Annotated in this window: 18 protein-coding genes and 2 tRNA genes; 12 read left to right on the plus strand and 8 right to left on the minus strand. The window is 71.0% G+C overall.

Annotated elements, in window-relative coordinates; translation table 11 throughout:
- The first annotated feature begins 40 nt into the window (after positions 1-40).
- Both ACZ60J_RS24140 and ACZ60J_RS24145 read left to right on the plus strand, forming a co-directional pair.
- Positions 41-253 carry a hypothetical protein gene (locus ACZ60J_RS24140; RefSeq protein ID WP_274549473.1) on the plus strand — a complete coding sequence of 71 codons (213 nt, stop codon included), beginning with the start codon at positions 41-43 and terminating at the stop codon, positions 251-253.
- A 70-nt stretch (positions 254-323) separates the two neighbouring features.
- The gene (locus ACZ60J_RS24145; RefSeq protein ID WP_469684805.1) at positions 324-1,412 is read left to right on the plus strand and encodes a YlbL family protein; all 1,089 of its coding nucleotides are present in this window, start codon (positions 324-326) and stop codon (positions 1,410-1,412) included.
- 61 nt (positions 1,413-1,473) lie between these two features.
- Here the strand turns inward: ACZ60J_RS24145 and ACZ60J_RS24150 are convergent, their stop codons facing one another.
- Positions 1,474-2,046, minus strand: coding sequence for a PPA1309 family protein (locus tag ACZ60J_RS24150; RefSeq protein ID WP_469684807.1), 573 nt, complete (start codon positions 2,044-2,046; stop codon positions 1,474-1,476).
- A gap of 126 nt (positions 2,047-2,172) precedes the next feature.
- Between ACZ60J_RS24150 and ACZ60J_RS24155 the strand changes: the two genes are divergently transcribed.
- From ACZ60J_RS24155 to ACZ60J_RS24170, 4 genes are all read left to right on the plus strand, one after another.
- On the plus strand, positions 2,173-5,094 hold the full coding sequence (locus ACZ60J_RS24155) for a UPF0182 family membrane protein (RefSeq protein ID WP_469684809.1): 2,922 nt from the start codon (positions 2,173-2,175) through the stop codon (positions 5,092-5,094).
- A gap of 44 nt (positions 5,095-5,138) precedes the next feature.
- Positions 5,139-5,212 (plus strand) — tRNA-Met (locus tag ACZ60J_RS24160).
- A gap of 211 nt (positions 5,213-5,423) precedes the next feature.
- Positions 5,424-7,349, plus strand: a complete 1,926-nt coding sequence (locus tag ACZ60J_RS24165) for a tetratricopeptide repeat protein (protein ID WP_469684811.1) — start codon at positions 5,424-5,426, stop codon at positions 7,347-7,349.
- Between the two features lie 57 nt (positions 7,350-7,406).
- Positions 7,407-7,480 (plus strand) — tRNA-Met (locus tag ACZ60J_RS24170).
- Between the two features lie 127 nt (positions 7,481-7,607).
- On the opposite strand, the gene ACZ60J_RS24175 is transcribed toward ACZ60J_RS24170, so the two are convergent.
- On the minus strand, positions 7,608-8,024 hold the full coding sequence (locus tag ACZ60J_RS24175; protein WP_243336077.1) for a Fur family transcriptional regulator: 417 nt from the start codon (positions 8,022-8,024) through the stop codon (positions 7,608-7,610).
- Between the two features lie 147 nt (positions 8,025-8,171).
- Here ACZ60J_RS24175 and ACZ60J_RS24180 point away from each other — a divergent pair, with 147 nt between their 5' ends.
- Positions 8,172-9,623: a catalase gene (locus ACZ60J_RS24180; protein ID WP_266955311.1), complete on the plus strand. Its 1,452-nt coding sequence runs from the start codon at positions 8,172-8,174 to the stop codon at positions 9,621-9,623.
- Between the two features lie 70 nt (positions 9,624-9,693).
- Here the strand turns inward: ACZ60J_RS24180 and ACZ60J_RS24185 are convergent, their stop codons facing one another.
- Positions 9,694-10,101: a CBS domain-containing protein gene (locus ACZ60J_RS24185; protein WP_250750305.1), complete on the minus strand. Its 408-nt coding sequence runs from the start codon at positions 10,099-10,101 to the stop codon at positions 9,694-9,696.
- Positions 10,102-10,310: 209 nt separating this feature from the next.
- Complete coding sequence (hisN, locus tag ACZ60J_RS24190; protein WP_469684814.1) at positions 10,311-11,114, minus strand: histidinol-phosphatase; 804 nt, start codon at positions 11,112-11,114, stop codon at positions 10,311-10,313.
- A gap of 133 nt (positions 11,115-11,247) precedes the next feature.
- Between hisN and ACZ60J_RS24195 the strand changes: the two genes are divergently transcribed.
- Positions 11,248-11,832, plus strand: a complete 585-nt coding sequence (locus tag ACZ60J_RS24195; RefSeq protein ID WP_469684816.1) for a TetR/AcrR family transcriptional regulator — start codon at positions 11,248-11,250, stop codon at positions 11,830-11,832.
- Here the strand turns inward: ACZ60J_RS24195 and ACZ60J_RS24200 are convergent.
- From ACZ60J_RS24200 to ACZ60J_RS24215, 4 genes are all read right to left on the minus strand, one after another.
- Positions 11,798-12,121, minus strand: coding sequence for a DMT family transporter (locus ACZ60J_RS24200; protein ID WP_112447780.1), 324 nt, complete (start codon positions 12,119-12,121; stop codon positions 11,798-11,800). The two genes, ACZ60J_RS24195 and ACZ60J_RS24200, sit on opposite strands and share 35 nt — an antisense overlap.
- 136 nt (positions 12,122-12,257) lie before the next feature.
- Positions 12,258-13,268, minus strand: a complete 1,011-nt coding sequence (gene rsgA / locus ACZ60J_RS24205; protein WP_469684818.1) for a ribosome small subunit-dependent GTPase A — start codon at positions 13,266-13,268, stop codon at positions 12,258-12,260.
- 8 nt (positions 13,269-13,276) lie between these two features.
- Positions 13,277-14,638: a 3-phosphoshikimate 1-carboxyvinyltransferase gene (aroA, locus tag ACZ60J_RS24210; RefSeq protein WP_469684820.1), complete on the minus strand. Its 1,362-nt coding sequence runs from the start codon at positions 14,636-14,638 to the stop codon at positions 13,277-13,279.
- Between the two features lie 182 nt (positions 14,639-14,820).
- Positions 14,821-15,534, minus strand: a complete 714-nt coding sequence (locus ACZ60J_RS24215) for a M50 family metallopeptidase (protein ID WP_469684821.1) — start codon at positions 15,532-15,534, stop codon at positions 14,821-14,823.
- A gap of 53 nt (positions 15,535-15,587) precedes the next feature.
- Between ACZ60J_RS24215 and ACZ60J_RS24220 the strand changes: the two genes are divergently transcribed.
- The 4 genes from ACZ60J_RS24220 (at position 15,588) to rsrA (ending at position 18,360) form a co-directional block, all read left to right on the plus strand.
- Positions 15,588-16,403: an SOS response-associated peptidase gene (locus tag ACZ60J_RS24220; RefSeq protein WP_469684822.1), complete on the plus strand. Its 816-nt coding sequence runs from the start codon at positions 15,588-15,590 to the stop codon at positions 16,401-16,403.
- 15 nt (positions 16,404-16,418) lie between these two features.
- Positions 16,419-17,090, plus strand: a complete 672-nt coding sequence (locus tag ACZ60J_RS24225) for an alpha/beta hydrolase family protein (RefSeq protein ID WP_469684823.1) — start codon at positions 16,419-16,421, stop codon at positions 17,088-17,090.
- A gap of 290 nt (positions 17,091-17,380) precedes the next feature.
- Positions 17,381-18,025, plus strand: a complete 645-nt coding sequence (locus ACZ60J_RS24230; RefSeq protein ID WP_008741505.1) for a sigma-70 family RNA polymerase sigma factor — start codon at positions 17,381-17,383, stop codon at positions 18,023-18,025.
- On the plus strand, positions 18,022-18,360 hold the full coding sequence (rsrA, locus tag ACZ60J_RS24235; RefSeq protein WP_469684824.1) for a mycothiol system anti-sigma-R factor: 339 nt from the start codon (positions 18,022-18,024) through the stop codon (positions 18,358-18,360). The genes ACZ60J_RS24230 and rsrA overlap by 4 nt, the downstream gene beginning before the upstream one ends.
- Positions 18,361-18,424 lie beyond the last annotated feature (64 nt).

The raw sequence follows: 18,424 nt of genomic DNA on the forward strand, positions 1-18,424 counted from the left end.
GCCACCAACAACATGTACTTCGGGGTAGGGAGACACGCCCATGGCGTCTTTGGCGTGGTTGCTGATTCCGCTGTTCGCCGCGATCGGAGCGGCGATATGGGGCAGCTGGGCGGCACGCGACCGCACGACCGGTGACATATCCGAGCTCGCGGGCTACGCGCGGTTCCGTGAGGCCATGGGCCAGAGCGAACCGGGCGCGGCGAAGGCGGACGCGGACGCCCAGCGCAAGAAGGACACCGTGGACTCCGTCTGACGCGGCGCCGGGCCCCCGTACGGACCGGCCCCGGGGGCCGCTCCACAGGGCCGTCACGTACTGTCGATCCATGCCACGCCGCACTGCGACGATGCTCGCCTCCACCCTCATGCTGTTCGCGCTGCTCTGCGCGGGAGTGTTCATGAAGGCCCCGTACTCCGAGATGAGCCCGGGCCCGACCGTGAACACGCTCGGCGACTCGCACGGCGAGCCCGTCCTGAACATCTCGGGGCACAAGACGTACCCGACCACAGGGCACCTGAACATGACGACGGTCCGCGTCACCGGCGCGGACTACGACATGAACCTGCTGGAGGCCGTCTACGGCTGGGCCGCGGGCGACAACATCGTCGTCCCGCACGAGAACCTGTACCCGGACGGCAAGACCGAGCAGGAGTCCACGCAGGAGAACGCCGAGGAGTTCAGCCAGTCGCAGGAGAGCGCCAAGGTGGCCGCCCTCAAGCAGCTCGGCATCCCGGTCGCCGCCCGCGTGATCGTCGCCTCCGTGGTCAAGGGCAGCCCCTCCGAGGGCAAGCTGCACGCCGGGGACGTCATCAAGGCCGTGGACGGGACCCCCGTCAACGCTCCCGACGACGTGGCCAAGCTGGTCACCAAGCACAAGCCCGGCGAGCCGGTCGAGTTCACCATCGTGCCCGCGGCCGAGGCCGCCGAGGCCGAGAAGGCGCACCGCGAGCCCACCGGCACGACGAAGGTCTCGATCGTCGCGGGCAAGGCGGAGGGCGACGGTCACGCCGTCGTCGGCATCCGGGCCGGTACCGACCACACCTTCCCGTTCACCATCGACATCAAGCTCGCCGACGTCGGCGGCCCCAGCGCCGGGCTGATGTTCGCACTCGGCATCGTCGACAAGCTCACCCCGGAGAACCTCACCGGCGGCAAGTTCATCGCCGGCACCGGCACCATCGACGACGCGGGCAAGGTCGGCCCGATCGGCGGCATCCAGATGAAGACCATCGGCGCCCGCCAGGCCGGTGCCCAGTACTTCCTGACGCCCGCCGAGAACTGCGCCGCCGCCGCGGGCGACGTACCGGACGGGCTGACGCTCGTGAAGGTCTCCACCATCGACGACGCCGTGAAGGCGCTGGAGAAGATCAGCAAGGGGGACACGGCCGGGCTGACGCAGTGCGCCAAGCCCTGACCGCATCCGCGCCGGCCGCACTGGCCTCGCCGGCCCGCGTCGGCCCCGCCGACCTCGCCGGCTAGTCCAGGAAGGTCGCGGCCAGCGCCTCGGCGAGCCCGGGAACCAGCGTCGCGCCGGTCAGCACCTCGTTCGCCGAGTCCTTCTCCCGCAGCCGTACGGCCGACTCGCGCGTGCCGTCGCGCAGGACGCCCACGGTCAGCCGCACCTCCTGCCGTTCCGGGTGCCCGGCGACCCACTTGGCCAGCTGCTTGTCGCTGAGCCCCTCCGGTACGGAGGACTCCGCCGACGGCGGGAGCATCAACCGCTCCACCGTCAGCGCGCAGCCGAGGATCGACGGGGGCCAGGCGATGGTCCCCAGGAACTTGTCCAGCGGGGTTCCGGCCGGCACCTCGTCCTGCTCGATCGGGGTGAGCTGGTTCTTGCCGGTGTCGTCCTGGTCGAGGCCGAGCTGGCGGGCGACGCCCGGAGCCTCCTTGCGCAGCCTGGCCGTGTCGACCAGGGCGAAAAGCCGGGCGGGCTTGTCCCAGCCGAGGGTGGAGGCGTACTCGTCGATTTCGAGGACGGCACGGGTCAGCGGGCTTGCCGCCATAGGGGTGCCGGGGGACGGCGAAAGGTTGGACATGGGCAACATCCTGCCTCCTTTCCCCCGGATACCGGGAACTGACTAAAGCCTCAGTAAGTTGCATGAGTGGGCTCTACGATCGGGGGCCCATGCTTTGAAAAATCTCAGCATCACTTACACACAGCGACTTTCGAGGTGCGCACCTTGGCTTTCCAGATGCCGGACCGCGGCGGAGGCCCTTCCGGGCCACGGATGAGAGTCGGCCGCCCGTCCCGGCGCGCCCGGACTCTTCTGATGACCTTGGGCGTGCTGGCCGTCCTGGCCATGGCGTTCATCATGTTCGCCGGCTTCTGGACGGACTGGCTCTGGTTCCGCTCCGTCGACTACTCCACCGTCTTCACCACCACCCTGTGGACCAAGGTCGGCCTCTTCGCCGTCTTCGGCCTCCTGATGGCCGGTGCCGTCGGGCTGAACATCTGGCTGGCCCACCGGCTGCGGCCGCCGCTCAGCGCGATGTCGATGGAGCAGCAGAGCCTCGACCGCTACCGGATGACCGTCGCGCCGTACCGCAAGTGGCTGCTGCTCGGCATCTCCGCGCTGGTGGGCCTGATCGCGGGCGCCTCGGCGGCGGGCCAGTGGAAGACCTGGCTGATGTACGTGAACGGGGTGCCCTTCGGCACGAAGGACCCCCAGTTCAACCTGGACGTGTCGTTCTACACCTTCGACCTGCCCTGGTACCGCTTCCTGCTCGGCTTCGGCTTCGCCGCCGTCGTGCTCTCGGTGATCGCCGCCGCCGTCGTGCACTACCTCTACGGGGGACTGCGCGTCACCAGCCCCGGTGCGCGGGCCACCGCCGCGGCGACCGGCCACCTGTCGGTGCTGCTCGGCCTCTTCGTCACGCTCAAGGCGGTCGCGTACTGGCTCGACCGGTACGGCCTCGCCGTGAAGTCCAGCGATTTCAAGGCCGCGGACAACTGGACCGGTCTGCGCTACGTCGACGCCAACGCCTACCTGCCGGCCAAGACGATCCTCGTCGCCATCGCGGCGATCTGCGCGGTGCTGTTCTTCGCGACGCTGTGGCGCCGCACCTGGCAGCTCCCGGTCATCGGCTTCGGCCTGATGGTGCTCTCGGCGATCCTGATCGGCGGGCTGTACCCGGCGATCGTGCAGAAGTTCCAGGTCCAGCCGAACGAGCAGGCCAAGGAATCCCCGTACGTCCAGAAGAACATCAAGGCGACGCGCGACGCCTACGGGGTCGCCGACGCCTCGGTCACGGACTACGCGGGCCTGCCGGACCCCAAGGCGGACAAGAAGAAGCTCCGCCAGGACGCGAACACCACGGCGAGCATCCGTCTGCTCGACCCGAACATCGTGTCCCCGGCCTTCCAGCAGCTCCAGCAGAACAAGGGCTACTACGGTTTCCCGGCCACGCTGGCGGTCGACCGGTACAAGGGCCAGGACACGGTCATCGGGCTCCGTGAGATCAACCTCGCGGGCATCCCGAAGAACAACTGGATCAACGACCACTTCCGTTACACCCACGGATACGGCGTGGTCGCGGCCAAGGGCACCGAGGTGACCCCCAACGGCGAGCCGGTGTTCACCGAGTCGGGCCTGCCCGCGCGGGGCGACCTCGGAGAGTACGAGCAGCGGATCTACTACGGCGAGCAGACGAAGCAGTACTCGATCGTCGGCGGACCGCAGAAGGAGCTCGACTACGCCAACGACCAGGGCGAGAAGGAGACCACCTACCAGGGCGACAGCGGGGTGAGCCTGGGCAACCCGGTGAACCGCGCCGCGTACGCCCTGGCCTTCAGCGAGCCGCAGATCCTCTACTCGGGGGCCATCGACGACAAGTCGAAGATCCTCTACAACCGCACGCCCAAGGCCCGTGTCGAGGCCGTGGCCCCGTGGCTGACGATCGACGGTGCCGTCTACCCGGCGGTGATCGACGGCCGGGTCCAGTGGATCGTGGACGCCTACACCACCACCAACGGCTACCCCTACGCGTCCCGCACCCAGCTCGGGGACACGACGGCGGACTCGCTGACCAACTCCCAGCGCGCCGTGGTCGCGCAGGAGAACCAGGTCAACTACATCCGCAACTCGGTGAAGGCCACCGTCGACGCCTACGACGGCACGGTGAAGCTGTACCAGTGGGACACCAAGGACCCGGTCCTCAAGACGTGGATGAAGGCCTTCCCCGGCACGGTGAAGGACAAGAAGGAGATCTCGCCGACCCTGATGGAGCACCTGCGCTACCCGCAGGACCTCTTCAAGGTCCAGCGTGAGCTGCTGACCCGCTACCACGTCACGGACCCGCAGACCTTCCTCAGCGGCAGCGAGGTCTGGGCGGTGCCGGACGACCCGACCACCAAGGCGGGGACGGCGGTTCCGCCGTACTACCTCTCCATGAAGATGCCGGGCCAGAAGGACCCCAACCAGGCCTTCTCCCTCACCACGACGCTCACGCCGAACGGCAGGGACAACCTGAGCGCCTTCATGGCGGTCAACGCCGACCCCACCACCGCGGAGTACGGGAAGATCCAGCTGCTGAAGCTGCCGACCCAGAACCCGGTGGACGGCCCGAAGCTCGTCCAGGCGAGATTCAACTCCAAGCCGGAGATCGCCCAGGAGATCAACATCCTGAGCCGGGGTGATTCCCAGGTGGAGTACGGCAACCTGCTCACGGTCCCGCTCGACAAGGGAATGCTCTACGTCGAGCCGGTGTACGTGCGCGGCGGCGGCCTCAAGTACCCGCTGCTGAAGAAGGTCCTGGTGACCTACGGGGACCAGACGGCCTTCGAGGACACGCTGGAGAAGGCGCTGAACGTGGTGTTCGGTGCCGAGTCGGCGACCCCGCCCCCGGGCGACGGGACCACCACTCCGCCGGGCGACGGGACCACCACCCCGCCGCCGACCAGCCAGGACCCGACGGTCAAGGCGGCCCTGGCCGACGCGCAGAAGGCGGTCGAGGACGCCGACAAGGCGCTCAAGGCCGGCGACTGGGCGGCGTACGGCAAGGCCCAGAGCGATCTGCAGGCCGCGCTGAAGCGGGCGATCGACGCCGAGGCGAAGGTGCCGGCGCCCGCGGCGACGCCGACGCCCAGCGGATAGCGGTAATGGTTCCACCCCGCGTCGTGGTACGGTTGGTTTACCGACGCGGGGTGGAGCAGCTCGGTAGCTCGCTGGGCTCATAACCCAGAGGTCGCAGGTTCAAATCCTGTCCCCGCTACTGAAGACGAAGGCCCGGATCCGATGGATCCGGGCCTTCGTCATGTCCCATCGAGATTTTCGCCGACGCGGGGTCACTGAGGTGGGTGAGTTGGGGTGTGAGCGTGTTTGACTTGTCTCTCTGTGGGCATGTCGACAAAACGCTGTAGTGACCTCACTGACTGCGACATACCAGGTGTACGCGGGTAGCAGGTGATGCGACGATGGGATTTATGGGGGACAGGTCAACTCTGCTGGAGACAGGGCGGTTTGTGAGGGCGGACTCCGAATCGGATGCGGAGGCCGATGGGGCGGCTCAGGCCGTTGACGTGCAGACCGCGATGACCACGCAGTCGGTACGGACCACGGCCGCGGCGCCGACCACCCCGGACGTACACGTGTCGGGCGTATCAGACGCGTCTGTTGACGAGTTGTTCGACGACGCGGCCTTCGCGCTGACCGACGCCGCCAGCGACGCCGCGCTGGAGGCCCGGCACCGGGTCGCCGCCGACAAGGGGGACCCGGGCGCGATGAGCGTACTGGGCGCCCTCCTGCTGCGCCGCGGCGACCTCGCGGGAGCCGAGCCCTACCTCCGCGGAGCGACCGGGGCGGGCGACCGCGCGGCCGCGAACAACCTGGGCGTCCTGCTGCACCAGCGCGGCTACCCCGACGAGGCCGCCGGCTGGTGGCGCGTGGCCGCCGTGGCCGGATCCGCTCCCGCCGCGCACGCCCTGGGCCGCCACTACCGCGAGCGCGGCGACGAGCCCGCCGCCGAGTACTGGATGCGCCAGGCGGCGGAATCCGGCCACGCCCTGGGGGCCTACGGCCTCGCCGACCTGCTGGAGCACCGCGGGGACAAGGGCGTCGAGCGGTGGTTCCGCGCCGCCGCGGAGCAGGGGCACCGCGAGGCCGCGTACCGGCTGGCCCGGCACCTGCGCCGGGGCGACCCGGCCGAGGCCGAGCAGTGGTACCGGCAGGCCGCCGCGCGCGGCCACCGGCGCGCCGGGCTGCACCTGGGCGCGCTGCTGGAGGCGCGCGGGGAGCTGAAGGAGGCCGGGCGCTGGTACCTCACCTCCGCCAAGCAGGGCGAGGCGCGGGCGGCCTGCGCCCTCGGCTTCCTGCTGCGCGACGCCGGCGACGAGGAGAGCGCGGCCACCTGGTGGCTGCGTGCCGCGCAGGACGGCGACGGCAACGCGGCGAACGCGCTCGGGGCGCTGCACGCCGCGCGCGGCGAGACCCAGACGGCCGAGAAGTGGTACCGGGCCGCCATGGACGCGGGCGACCAGAACGGGGCGTACAACCTCGCGCTGCTCTGCGCCGCCCAGGAGCGGACCGGACCGGCCGAGCAGTGGTACCGCCGCGCCGCGTACGCGGGACACCGCGAGGCGGCCAACGCGCTGGCCATCCTGCTGCTCCAGGGCGGTGACGCGGAGGGCGCGGAGCCGTGGTTCTCGAAGGCGGCGGAGGCGGGGAGCGTGGACGCGGCCTTCAACCTCGGCATCCTCTTCGCCAGCCGGGACGAGGACCGCACGGCCCTGAAGTGGTACGAGCGGGCGGCCTCGGCGGGACACACCGACGCGGCGCTCCAGGTCGGCATCGCGCTGGTCCGCGACGGCGAGGAGCGGGCGGCGGAACGGCACCTGCGCTGCGCGGCCGGCGGCGGCAGCGCGGAGGCCGCCTTCCGGCTGGCCGCGCTGCTGGAGTCGCTGGCCCCGCCGCCGGAGCCGGTGGCGCTGGGCGAGCCCGTGGGCGGAGCCGCGCGCACCGAGAGCGAGGAGTGGTACGAGCGGGCCGCCGAGCTGGGGCACCGGCGTGCCCAGGTCCGGGTCGGCATGCTGGCCGCGGCGCGGGGCGAGCTGGCGGCCGCGGCGCGGTGGTACCGGGAGGCGGCGGAGGCGGGCTCCCGCAACGGCGCCTTCAACCTGGGTCTGCTGCTGGCGCGCGAGGGCAACGAGCCCGAGGCGGCGCTGTGGTGGACCCGGGCGGCGGTGGCCGGACACGGCCGGGCGGCGCTGCGGCTGGGGCTGCTCGCGGCTCGGCAGGGAGACCTGACGGAGGGCCAGAAATGGTGCGTGCGCGCCATGGAACTGGGCCCCGCGGAGGTCTCCGAGCGGGCGGCCCGGCTGCGCGACGCCCTGGCCGAGGAGCTGTCCGCGTAGCGTCCGCGAATCGATTTGCATCTGCTCGCCACCCTCGCGTAGAGTCGTGTTTACCGACGCGGGGTGGAGCAGCTCGGTAGCTCGCTGGGCTCATAACCCAGAGGTCGCAGGTTCAAATCCTGTCCCCGCTACTGAAGGCTCGAAGGCCCGGATCCTCTGGATCCGGGCCTTCGGTCGTTTCCGGATGCGTACGACGCGGAAAACGAGAGGAGGCCGGGAGCTCGATGAGCTCCCGGCCTCCTGCTGTTCTTCGGCCCGTCAGGCTCCGGCGCAGTTCGGGCACACCCCGCGGTACGTGACCTCGACCGCCGACACCACGAAGCCGAAGCGTTCGGTGTCCGGGAGGTCGGCCAGCGGGTTGCCCGCCGGGTGCACGTCGCGGATCGCGCCGCACTGGGCGCACACCAGGTGCTGGTGGGGGCGGTGGGCGTTCGGGTCGTACCGCTTGGCGCGCCGGTCCGTGGACACTTCCAGGACCTCGCCCAGGGTGACGAGCTCGCCCAGGGTGTTGTAGACGGTCGCGCGGGAGATCTCCGGCAGCCTGTCCACCGCACGGGCGTGCACCTCGTCGGCCGTCAGGTGAACGTGGTCACCGTCGAGCACCTCGGCCACGACGCGCCGCTGTGCGGTCATGCGCCATCCGCGTCCGCGAAGTCGTTCCAGCAGGTCACTCATACCACCAGCCTAGCAGCGAGGCGATTCGGTGTAACTCCCGATCGAGTGTCGACTTGGATGCTTACTTGACTTAGACAAAGTCCATCGTAGGATCGGTTACGTTAGGGCGCAGGACAGGTTTGCAGCAAATTTACGCAGGAGGCGCACGTGACGCAGGGACCGCTCACCACGGAGGCCGGAGCTCCGGTCGCTGACAACCAGAACAGCGAGACCGCCGGCATCGGCGGCCCCGTTCTCGTTCAGGACCAGCTGCTGCTGGAGAAGCTCGCCCACTTCAACCGCGAGCGCATCCCGGAGCGCGTGGTGCACGCCCGTGGCGCCGGCGCCTACGGCACGTTCACGCTGACCCGTGACGTCTCGCAGTGGACCCGGGCGAAGTTCCTGTCCGAGGTCGGCAAGGAGACGGAGACCTTCCTCCGCTTCTCCACCGTCGCCGGCAACCTCGGCTCCGCCGACGCCGTGCGCGACCCCCGCGGCTGGGCGCTGAAGTTCTACACCGAAGAGGGCAACTACGACCTCGTCGGCAACAACACCCCGGTGTTCTTCATCAAGGACGCCATCAAGTTCCCCGACTTCATCCACACCCAGAAGCGCGACCCGTACACGGGCTCGCAGGAGGCGGACAACGTCTGGGACTTCTGGGGTCTGTCGCCCGAGTCCACCCACCAGGTGACCTGGCTGTTCGGTGACCGCGGCATCCCGGCGACCTACCGCCACATGAACGGCTACGGCTCGCACACGTTCCAGTGGAACAACGAGGCCGGCGAGGTCTTCTGGGTCAAGTACCACTTCAAGACCGACCAGGGCATCAAGAACCTCACCCAGGCCGAGGCCAACCAGCTCGCCGGTGAGGACCCCGACTCGCACCAGCGCGACCTGCGCGAGTCCATCGAGCGCGGCGAGTTCCCGTCCTGGACCGTGCAGGTCCAGATCATGCCGGCGGCCGAGGCGGCCGAGTACCGCTTCAACCCGTTCGACCTCACCAAGGTGTGGCCGCACGAGGACTACCCGCCGATCGAGATCGGCAAGCTGGAGCTCAACCGCAACCCGGAGAACGTCTTCGCCGAGGTCGAGCAGTCGATCTTCAGCCCGGCGCACTTCGTCCCCGGCATCGGTCCGTCCCCGGACAAGATGCTCCAGGGCCGCCTCTTCGGCTACGGCGACGCCCACCGCTACCGCGTCGGCATCAACGCCGACCACCTGCCGGTGAACCGCCCGCACGCCACCGAGGCGCGCACCAACTCCCGTGACGGCTACCTGTACGACGGCCGCCACAAGGGTGCGAAGAACTACGAGCCGAACAGCTTCGGCGGCCCGCACCAGACGGACCGCCCGCTGTGGGTCTCCTCCGCCGTCACCGGTGGCACGGGCAACCACGCCGCGCCCTCGCACTCCGAGGACAACGACTTCGTCCAGGCGGGCAACCTCTACCGCCTGTACTCGGAGGACGAGAAGACCCGTCTGGTCGAGAACCTCTCCGGCTTCATCGCCAAGGTCTCCCGCGACGACATCGTCGAGCGCGCGATCAACAACTTCCGCCAGGCGGACGGTGACTTCGGCAAGCGTCTCGAGGCCGCGGTCCAGGCCCTCCGCGCCTGATCGGGACCTTGTCGTAGCAGGCCGACGGGCCGGTGTTCCCCGCGAGGGGGCGCCGGCCCGTCGGCCGTTCCTACGCCGGGACGGAGGCGGGCACGGTGGTGCGCCGCGCCGGGGCCCAGCAGCGGATCACATCGCGTACGGACACGATGCCCACCGGGCCGCCGTGCTCCAGGACGATCAGATGGCGGAAGCCGCCGTGGGCCATGGCCTCGGCGGCTTCCTGCACGGTGGCGTCCGGGGTGCAGAAGACCACGTTGTTGGTGGTGTGTGCGCCCACGGACTCCCGGTCGGGGTCGTGGCCCGCGCCGATCGAGTTGAGGATGTCGCGCTCGGTCAGGATGCCGATGCCGCTGTGTTCGGGGTCGAGGACGACGGCGGCGCCCACGCGCCGGCCGGACATCAGGCAGGCCGCCTGGCGCAGGGTGTGAGTGGGTCCGAGGGTGAGGATCACGGTGCTCATGGCGTCGCGGACGAGCATGAAGAGAGCCACCTCCTGGTGAGTCCCTCCGCTTGGGTGGGTGCGCGCGCGAACGGCCGCACTTAGAGAAGCCCTTCACAAGCGCACAAGCGGAGGAGTTTTCAGATTCCCACGCACACGGAGTGTCAGCAAGGAGGCGCGTAAGGGGCACATTCGGCACGGACGGGCGCAGGCCACCGCCGCGGCGGCGCGCGCCCGTCCCGCGTACGTCAGCCGCGCGGGCGCAGCAGGTCCAGCATCTGCGCGTGCAGCAGCCCGTTCGAGGCCGCCGCATTGCCGCCGTGTACGCCGTCCACCCCGTCCAGGCCGGTGAAACGGCCGCCGGCCTCCTCCACCACGACCGCCAGGGCCGCCATGTCCCACAGGTTCAGCTCCGGCTCGGCGCACAGGTCGAGCGAGCCCTCGGCCACCATCATGTACGGCCAGAAATCGCCGTAGCCCCGCGTACGCCAGCACGCGCGGGTCAGGTCCAGGAAGCCGGGCAGCCGCCCCTGCTCCTCCCAGCCGCTCAGCGAGGAGTAGGCGAAGGAGGCGTCGCCGAGGGTCGCGACCTTGGAGACGCCGAGCGGGGTGGTCTCGCCGAGCGCGCCCCCGGCGTAGGCCCCCTGCCCGCGCGCCGCCCACCAGCGGCGGCCCAGTGCCGGGGCGGACACCACGCCGACGACGGGACGGAAGGAGCCGTCGGCCTGCTCCGCCATGAGCGAGATCAGCGTCGCCCACACCGGGACGCCGCGCACGTAGTTCTTCGTACCGTCGATCGGGTCCACGACCCAGCGGCGCGGGCCGTCGCCCTTGAGGCCGTACTCCTCGCCCAGGATGGCGTCGTCGGGCCGCGCGGCGGTGATCCCGGCCCGGATGATCTCCTCGGTGGCGGTGTCGGCCTCGCTCACCGGGGTCATGTCGGGCTTGGTCTCGACCTTGAGGTCGAGGGCGCGGAACCGCTCCATCGTGGCGGCGTCCGCCGCGTCGGCGAGTTCGAGGGCAAGGCGCAGGTCATCGTCATACTCGGGCATGCCCGAACCCTACCGAGACGGCCGGGGCGACGCGGCGGGCGTCCACGGTGCGGCACGGGCACCCTTGACAGGATCTGTCGGTCCGTCAACTCTGGCGGAGACGTCGACCGGAGACGTCGAAGGGGAGGCGACGGTGCCCACGGCCCGGGAGTCCTTGCTCGAAGCGGCGGGAGCGGCGCTCGCGGCGCGCCCGTGGCCGGCCGTGCGGATGACCGACGTGGCGGCCGCCGCCGGGGTCTCGCGGCAGACCCTCTACAACGAGTTCGCGGGCAAGACGGGCCTGGGCCACGCGCTGGTCCGGCGCGACGCGGCCTGGTACCTCGACGGGGTGGACCGTGCCCTGTCCGCCCCGGGCCCGGGCGGGGACGGGTCGCCGGCCGGGCGGCTGGCGGCGGTCGCGGAATGGACCGTCAGCGCGGGCCGTGAGCGCGCCCTCGTACGGGCCCTGCTGACGGGGTGCTGGAACGGCAACTTACCCGTCCCGGCCGGCCGCGGGGTCCGGCCGGGACTGCCCGCGCTGGGGCCCGCCGAGCTGATCCGGGGGGTCCGCGAGCGGGCCCACGCCGTGTTCGGGGCGCAGGAGGGGGCGCAGCGGTGCGAGCTCGCCGTGCGGCTCGCGCTGTCCTACCTGGTCGCCCCGGCCGAGCCGCCGGGGCCGGGGCGGGCCGGGCTGCTCGGGCTGCTCAGTGGGACGAGCCCGAGAGCTGGAGCCCGATGACGCCGAGGATCACCAGGGAGATCGAGACCAGTTTCAGGGTGGAGACCAGGTCCCCGAGGAAGACCATTCCGTAGATCGCGGTACCGGCCGCCCCGATGCCGGTCCACACCGCGTAGGCCGGTCCCACGTCCAGTTTCTTCAGGGCCAGCGTCAGCAGGCCGAAGCTGCCGAGCGCGAAGCACGCGAAGGCGATCGTCGGCCACAGCCGGGTGAAGCCGTGCGACAGCTTGAGGCAGACCGCGAACCCCGTTTCCAGGATTCCGGCGACCACGACCAGCAGCCACGCCATGGCGTATGCCTCCCCGCGTCATGTGGCGCGCTCACGGGCCCGGCCCGGGCGTCACTTGGTGCGATTATGCATTTACCAGACATCGGGGACGGCAAACCCCGCCGGTCCTTCACCCTTCGATCAGGTGCCCGCCCGGTCAGTCGCCCTCGCGGCGCTCCCGCGTCTGCAGCAGCCGCCGCAGCGAGTACAGCCGCGCCGGATCCGCGTGGCCGTCCTCCACCCACTTGTCGAGCGCACAGTCCGGCTCGTCGTGGCTGCACGCGCGCGGGCACTCCTCCGTCCCCGGCACCAGCTCCGGGAAGGCCAGGATGACCCGCGACGGGTCCACGTGGTGCAGGCCGAAGGAGCGTACGCCCGGGGTGTCGATGACCCAGCCGTCCCCGCCCGGCAGCGGCAGCGCCAGCGCCGAGGTGGTGGTGTGCCGGCCGCGGCCGGTCACCGCGTTGACCACGCCCGTCGCGCGCTGGCGGCCCTCGGCCACCAGCGAGTTCACCAGGGTGGTCTTGCCGACGCCCGAGTGGCCGACGAAGGCGGTGATCCGGCCGTTCAGGTGCTCGCGCACCCGGTCGGCCGCGCCGCCCGTCGCCAGCTCCTCGCGGTTGGTGACCACGTAGTTCAGGCCGAAGGTCGAGTAGATCTCCAGGATCTTGTCCGCGGAGGTCAGGTCGGACTTCGTCAGGACCAGCAGCGGTTGCAGCCCGGCGTCGTACGCGGCCACCAGGCAGCGGTCGATCATCCGGGGGCGCGGTTCCGGATCGGCCAGCGCCGTCACGATGGCGAGCTGGTCGGCGTTGGCGACGACGACGCGCTCGTACGGGTCGTCGTCGTCGGCCGTGCGCCGCAGGACGGACTTGCGCGCCTCGATCCGCACGATGCGGGCGAGGGTGTCCTTCTTGCCGGACAGGTCACCGACGATCCAGACCCGGTCCCCGACCACCGCCGCCTTGCGGCCCAGCTCGCGGGCCTTCATCGCGTGCACGGTACGGTCCTCGACCAGGCAGGTCAGCCGGCCGCGGTCCACGGTCAGGACGAAGCCCTCGGCCGCGTCCTCGTGCTTGGGGCGGATGCTCGTACGCGGCCGGTTGCCCTTGGGGTTGGGCCGCTGGCGGATGTCGTCCTCGTCGGTGTGCTTCCCGTACCTGCGCATGGCCGGCCCTACGCTCCCACGCCCGCCGGAGCCGCTTCGGCCCGCGCGAGCATGTCCGCCCACATCTTCGGGAAGTCCGGCAGGGTCTTCGCGGTCGTCGCGACGTTCTCGATGAGCACGCCCTCCACCGCCAGGCCGATCACCGCGCCGGCCGTGGCCATCCGGTGGTCGTCGTACGTGTGGAACGTGCCGCCGTGCAGGGCGCGCGGCCGGATCCGCAGACCGTCCGCGGTCTCCGTGACGTCTCCGCCCAGCCCGTTGATCTCCTTGGTGAGCGCCGCCAGCCGGTCCGTCTCGTGCAGCCGCAGGTGCGCGACCCCGCGCAGCACGGACTCCGAGTCGGCCAGCGCCGCGACCGCGGCGATGCCCGGGGTGAGCTCCCCGACCTCGCCCAGGTCCACGTCGATGCCGTGGATCTTGCCGGTGCCGGTGAAGACCAGGCCCGCGTCGGTCAGCTCGCAGGAGCCGCCCATCTCCGTGAAGATCCGGCGCAGCGCGTCACCGGGCTGCGTGGTGCGGTGCGGCCAGTCCGGGATGGTGACCGTGCCGCCGGTGATCAGGGCCGCCGCCAGGAAGGGCTGTGCGTTGGACAGGTCCGGCTCCACGACCAGGTCGCGGCCGAGCAGGGCGCCGGGGGCGACCCGCCAGACGTTCTTCTCGCCGCCGGACTCGGGGGTGTCGACCTGGGCGCCCGCCGCGCGCAGCATCTCCACCGTCATCCGGATGTGCGGCATCGACGGCAGGTTGGTGCCCACGTGCCGGACCTCGACGCCCTGGTTGAAGCGCGGGGCGGAGAGCAGCAGCGCGGAGACGAACTGCGAGGAGTTGGTCGCGTCGATCTCGACGGTCCCGCCCTCCAGCGCCCCGCCGCCCTGGACGGTCAGCGGCAGCGCCCCGCGGCCGTCGTCGTCGATGCGGGCGCCGAGCGTGCGCAGCGCCGTGATGACCTGGCCCAGGGGGCGCTCGTAGGAGCGGGGGTCCCCGTCGAAGCGGATGTCGCCGGAGGCGAGGGTGGCGACGGGCGGCAGGAAGCGCATGACCGTGCCGGCATTGCCGACGTCCACCGTGGCCGGGCCGTGCAGCGCGGCCGGGATGACCCGCCAGGCCTCACCGGCCTGGCCCTCGCCGGCGGAGCTGGAGGAGACCGTTTCCTCGATGCCGACGCCCAGGGCGCGCAGCGCGTCGGACATCAGCTGGGAGTCGCGCGAACGCAGCGGGCGGCGCACCCAGCCGGGCTCGGAGGCGAGCGCGGCGAGCACCAGGGCACGGTTGGTGACCGACTTCGACCCGGGCACGGTGACGGTGGCCTGGACGGCGGTGTCGGCGAGCGGGGCGGGCCAGAGGGCGGGGAGCGCGGGGGTCTCGGTCATGGCCACCACTTTAGTGGCTTCCCACGGCCGCAGATCTTGATCGCCGGGGGCGTCTCGGCGGGCGGACGCGCGCCGGCCCGGATCGGATCAGCCGGCCAGGATGGGATCAGCCGGCCGGGATGGGATCAGTCGGCCAGGACGGGATCAGCCGAACCGGATCGCATCAGCGGGCCCGGATCGGATCAGAGGGCCAGCAGCCAGCGGCCGCCGCCGATGAGCGAGCACAGCGCCACCACGTGGAAGAGCAGCAGCCACACCACCGGGTGCACATGGGTGAGCCGTCCGAGCTGGTCCGCGTCGGAGTCGGGCGCCCCGCCGCCCCGCCGCTTGGCCCCCAGTTCGAAGACCGGCCGGACGCCGCCGAGCAGCAGGAACCACACCACGGCGTACGCGAAGACCGCCTGCACGTCCGCGGGGGCCAGCCAGGAGACCAGGACGAAGGTGGCGCCCGTGACCAGCACCGTCAGCAGTCCGTACGCGTTGCGGATCATCACCAGCACCGCCAGCAGCAGGGCGGTCGCCGCCCACAGCAGCAGGGTGATCCGGTGCGCCGACAGCAGGGCCGCCCCGCCGAGGCCGAGCAGGGAGGGCGCCGTGTACCCGGCGGCGGCGGTGAGGACCATGCCGAGGCCGGTGGGCTTGCCGCGGCTGACGGTGACCCCGCTGGTGTCCGAGTGCAGCCGGATCCCGTCCAGGCTGCGGCCCGTCAGCAGCGCCAGCAGTCCGTGACCGCCCTCGTGCGCGATGGTGATCGCGTTGCGCGACAGCCGCCACACCGGCCGGGGACCCACCGCGACGAGCGCCGCCAGCCCCGTCGCGATCACCAGCCACTGGTCGGGCGCCGCCTGTATGCCGGTGAGCCGGTCCCACAGGCCGGCCGTGGTGCTGGTGTTCATGAGGTGGCGGACTCCTTGTCGTGGCGATCGGGTGACATGGCAGTGTGGCAGCCATGTGCGGACGGTATGCAGCGAGTCGAGGACCCCAGGAGCTGGCCGAGGTCTTCGGGGTGGAGCGGTGGGAGCCGGAGGAGGCGCTGGCGCCCGACTGGAACGTGGCTCCGACGAAAGAGGTCCACGTCGTCCTCGACCGTCCCCTGAAAGACGCTCCGAGCCGGCGTCCGGTTCGCCAGCTGAGGGTCCTGAAATGGGGACTCGTCCCGTCCTGGGCCCAGAACCCCGACGGCGCCGCCCGGATGATCAACGCCCGGTCCGAGACCATCGCGGAGAAGCCGTCCTTCCGCCGCCCCTTCGCGCAGCGCCGCTGCATCGTCCCCGCGGACGGCTACTACGAGTGGGTCACCGCCCACGACGAGCGGCAGCTGGAGGTCGAGGGGAAGAAGAAGCGGGCGCGCAAGCAGCCCTACTTCGTCCTCCCCTCCGACGGCTCCGTCTTCGCCATGGCCGGGATATACGAGTTCTGGCGCGACCGGACCCTGCCCGACGAGCACCCGCTCGCCTGGTGGGCGACCTGCTCGGTGATCACCACCGAGGCCGAGACGGGTCCCCTCGGCGTCGCCCCCGCCGAGGGGCCGCGCTCGCTCGCCGACATCCACCCCCGGATGCCGCTGATGCTCACCCCGGACCGGTGGGACGCCTGGCTGGACCCGGCGCGGACCGACCCCGACGAGCTCCAGGCCCTGCTGGCCCCGCCGCCCGGCGGGCTGATGCGTGCCTATCCGGTGTCCACCGCCGCCAGCAACGTCCGCAACAACGGGCCCGAACTGCTGGAGGAGCTGGAGGGGCCGGAGGAGGGCACGCTCTTCTGACGGCATGATCGGGGCATGAGCAGCACGCGTGCCGAGCGCACCGAGAGCATCGACACCCCGGCGGGCGAGGCCCGCATCACCTGGCACCCGGCCCCGGCGGGCAAGGCCCGCCTGGTGCTCGCCCTGGGCCACGGAGCCGGTGGCGGGATCGAGGCCCGGGACCTGCAGGCCCTGGCCGCGGCCCTGCCCGCCCGGGGGATCACCGTGGCGCTCGCCGAACAGCCCTGGCGGGTCGCCGGCAAGAAGGTCGCCGCCGCGCCCAAGACGCTGGACGCGGGCTGGAACGCCCTGTGGCCCGCCTTCGCGGAGCCCGGGCTACCCGTCGTCGCGGGCGGCCGCAGCGCCGGGGCCAGGGTGGCCTGCCGGACCGCCGCGGAGCTGGGCGCGGCCGGGGTGCTCGCGCTGGCCTTCCCGCTGCACCCGCCCGGCCGGCCGGAGAAGTCCCGGGCCGGGGAGCTGCTGGGCGCCGGGCTCCCGGCGCTGGTGGTCCAGGGGGGACGCGACGCCTTCGGGCGGCCGGAGGAGTTCCCGGAGCGGGGAGCGCGCGGGGCCTCGTACGAGCTGGTGGAGGTGGAGGGCGGGGACCACGGCTTCGCCGTGCCGAAGAAGGCCGGTCCCACGCAGGAGGAGGCCCTGGCGGTGATCACGGGGGCGGTGGCCGAGTGGCTCGGCCGGCTCGCGGTGTGACGTACGACCGGGTCCCCGGGTGACTTTGGTCCGGAAACCGGGCCCTGACGGGGAATGCGCCACCCGGGCCGTCTGTTGTCCCGGATGTCGGTACGCACAGGAACACGTCGGAGGAGAGGCAACGCATGACCCAGGTCATCAGCCAGAACCGTCCGCAGGCCGCTGACCTGGACTGGACAGTGCTGCATGCGCCGGGGCGCGGCTCGGTTCGGGCGGCGGGCGACCGGGATGGTCGACTATTCTCCGATTCGAGCGGGTCCGCTTTCGGAGTCGCCACGCAGTCGGAGGAGGTGGGTCCTGTCGCTGGGACCGACGAAGGCCACGCGGAGGAGACGACCCCGGAGCGCAATGCGCGCTTCGAGAGGGACGCCCTCGGCTACCTCGACCAGATGTACTCGGCCGCCCTGCGCATGACGCGCAATCCGGCCGACGCCGAGGACCTGGTCCAGGAGACGTATGCGAAGGCGTACGCGTCCTTCCACCAGTTCCGCGAGGGCACCAACCTGAAGGCGTGGCTGTACCGCATTCTGACCAACACCTTCATCAACTCGTACCGCAAGAAGCAGCGCGAGCCCCAGCGCAGTGCGGCGGAGGAGATCGAGGACTGGCAGCTTGCGCGCGCCGAGTCGCACATGTCGACGGGTCTGCGTTCCGCCGAGTCGCAGGCTCTCGATCACCTGCCCGATTCCGACGTGAAGGAAGCGCTGCAGGCCATTCCGGAAGAGTTCCGCATCGCGGTCTATCTTGCCGACGTAGAGGGCTTTGCGTACAAGGAGATCGCGGACATCATGGGTACACCCATCGGTACGGTCATGTCGCGACTGCACCGTGGCCGCCGTCAACTCCGTGGAATGCTTGAGGACTACGCCCGTGAGCGCGGGCTCGTCCCGGCCGGCGCGGGAGAGTCGAACGACCTGAAAGGCTCGGGCTCATGAGCTGCGGAGATGCGCACGAGACGGAGTGCTCCGAGGTCCTGGACCACCTTTATGAGTTCCTGGACCAGGAGATGCCCGACAGTGACTGCACGAAGTTCGAGGCGCACTTCGGCGAGTGCAATCCCTGTCTGGAGAAGTACGGCCTGGAACAGGCCGTGAAGAAGCTGGTCAAGCGCTGCTGCGGATCGGACGACGTGCCGACCGACCTGCGCTCGAAGGTGATGGGACGGATCGAACTCATCCGTTCGGGGCAGGCCGTGCCGGATCATGACGTTACGGCCGCTTCGCCCGAGCCGGCCGTCGCCGAGCCGATGCCGGGATCAGCGGCGGGCTGAAAAAATCGGTTACCGGCCATCGTCGCCGGTGAACTGGTACCCGATTGAACAATCCCGAACAGCC

The sequence above is a fragment of the Streptomyces sp. NPDC104226 genome (genome assembly GCF_055584085.1).

What these genes read in the sequence shown, in the direction of transcription:
- ACZ60J_RS24140 (WP_274549473.1), top strand. Translation starts at nt 41, where the DNA reads ATGGCGTCTTTGGCGTGGTTGCTGATTCCGCTGTTCGCCGCGATCGGA.
- ACZ60J_RS24145 (WP_469684805.1), top strand. Translation starts at nt 324, where the DNA reads ATGCCACGCCGCACTGCGACGATGCTCGCCTCCACCCTCATGCTGTTC.
- ACZ60J_RS24150 (WP_469684807.1), bottom strand. Translation starts at nt 2,046, where the DNA reads ATGTTGCCCATGTCCAACCTTTCGCCGTCCCCCGGCACCCCTATGGCG.
- ACZ60J_RS24165 (WP_469684811.1), top strand. Translation starts at nt 5,424, where the DNA reads ATGGGGGACAGGTCAACTCTGCTGGAGACAGGGCGGTTTGTGAGGGCG.
- ACZ60J_RS24175 (WP_243336077.1), bottom strand. Translation starts at nt 8,024, where the DNA reads ATGAGTGACCTGCTGGAACGACTTCGCGGACGCGGATGGCGCATGACC.
- ACZ60J_RS24185 (WP_250750305.1), bottom strand. Translation starts at nt 10,101, where the DNA reads ATGCTCGTCCGCGACGCCATGAGCACCGTGATCCTCACCCTCGGACCC.
- hisN (WP_469684814.1), bottom strand. Translation starts at nt 11,114, where the DNA reads ATGCCCGAGTATGACGATGACCTGCGCCTTGCCCTCGAACTCGCCGAC.
- ACZ60J_RS24200 (WP_112447780.1), bottom strand. Translation starts at nt 12,121, where the DNA reads ATGGCGTGGCTGCTGGTCGTGGTCGCCGGAATCCTGGAAACGGGGTTC.
- rsgA (WP_469684818.1), bottom strand. Translation starts at nt 13,268, where the DNA reads ATGCGCAGGTACGGGAAGCACACCGACGAGGACGACATCCGCCAGCGG.
- aroA (WP_469684820.1), bottom strand. Translation starts at nt 14,638, where the DNA reads ATGACCGAGACCCCCGCGCTCCCCGCCCTCTGGCCCGCCCCGCTCGCC.
- ACZ60J_RS24215 (WP_469684821.1), bottom strand. Translation starts at nt 15,534, where the DNA reads ATGAACACCAGCACCACGGCCGGCCTGTGGGACCGGCTCACCGGCATA.
- ACZ60J_RS24220 (WP_469684822.1), top strand. Translation starts at nt 15,588, where the DNA reads ATGTGCGGACGGTATGCAGCGAGTCGAGGACCCCAGGAGCTGGCCGAG.
- ACZ60J_RS24225 (WP_469684823.1), top strand. Translation starts at nt 16,419, where the DNA reads ATGAGCAGCACGCGTGCCGAGCGCACCGAGAGCATCGACACCCCGGCG.
- rsrA (WP_469684824.1), top strand. Translation starts at nt 18,022, where the DNA reads ATGAGCTGCGGAGATGCGCACGAGACGGAGTGCTCCGAGGTCCTGGAC.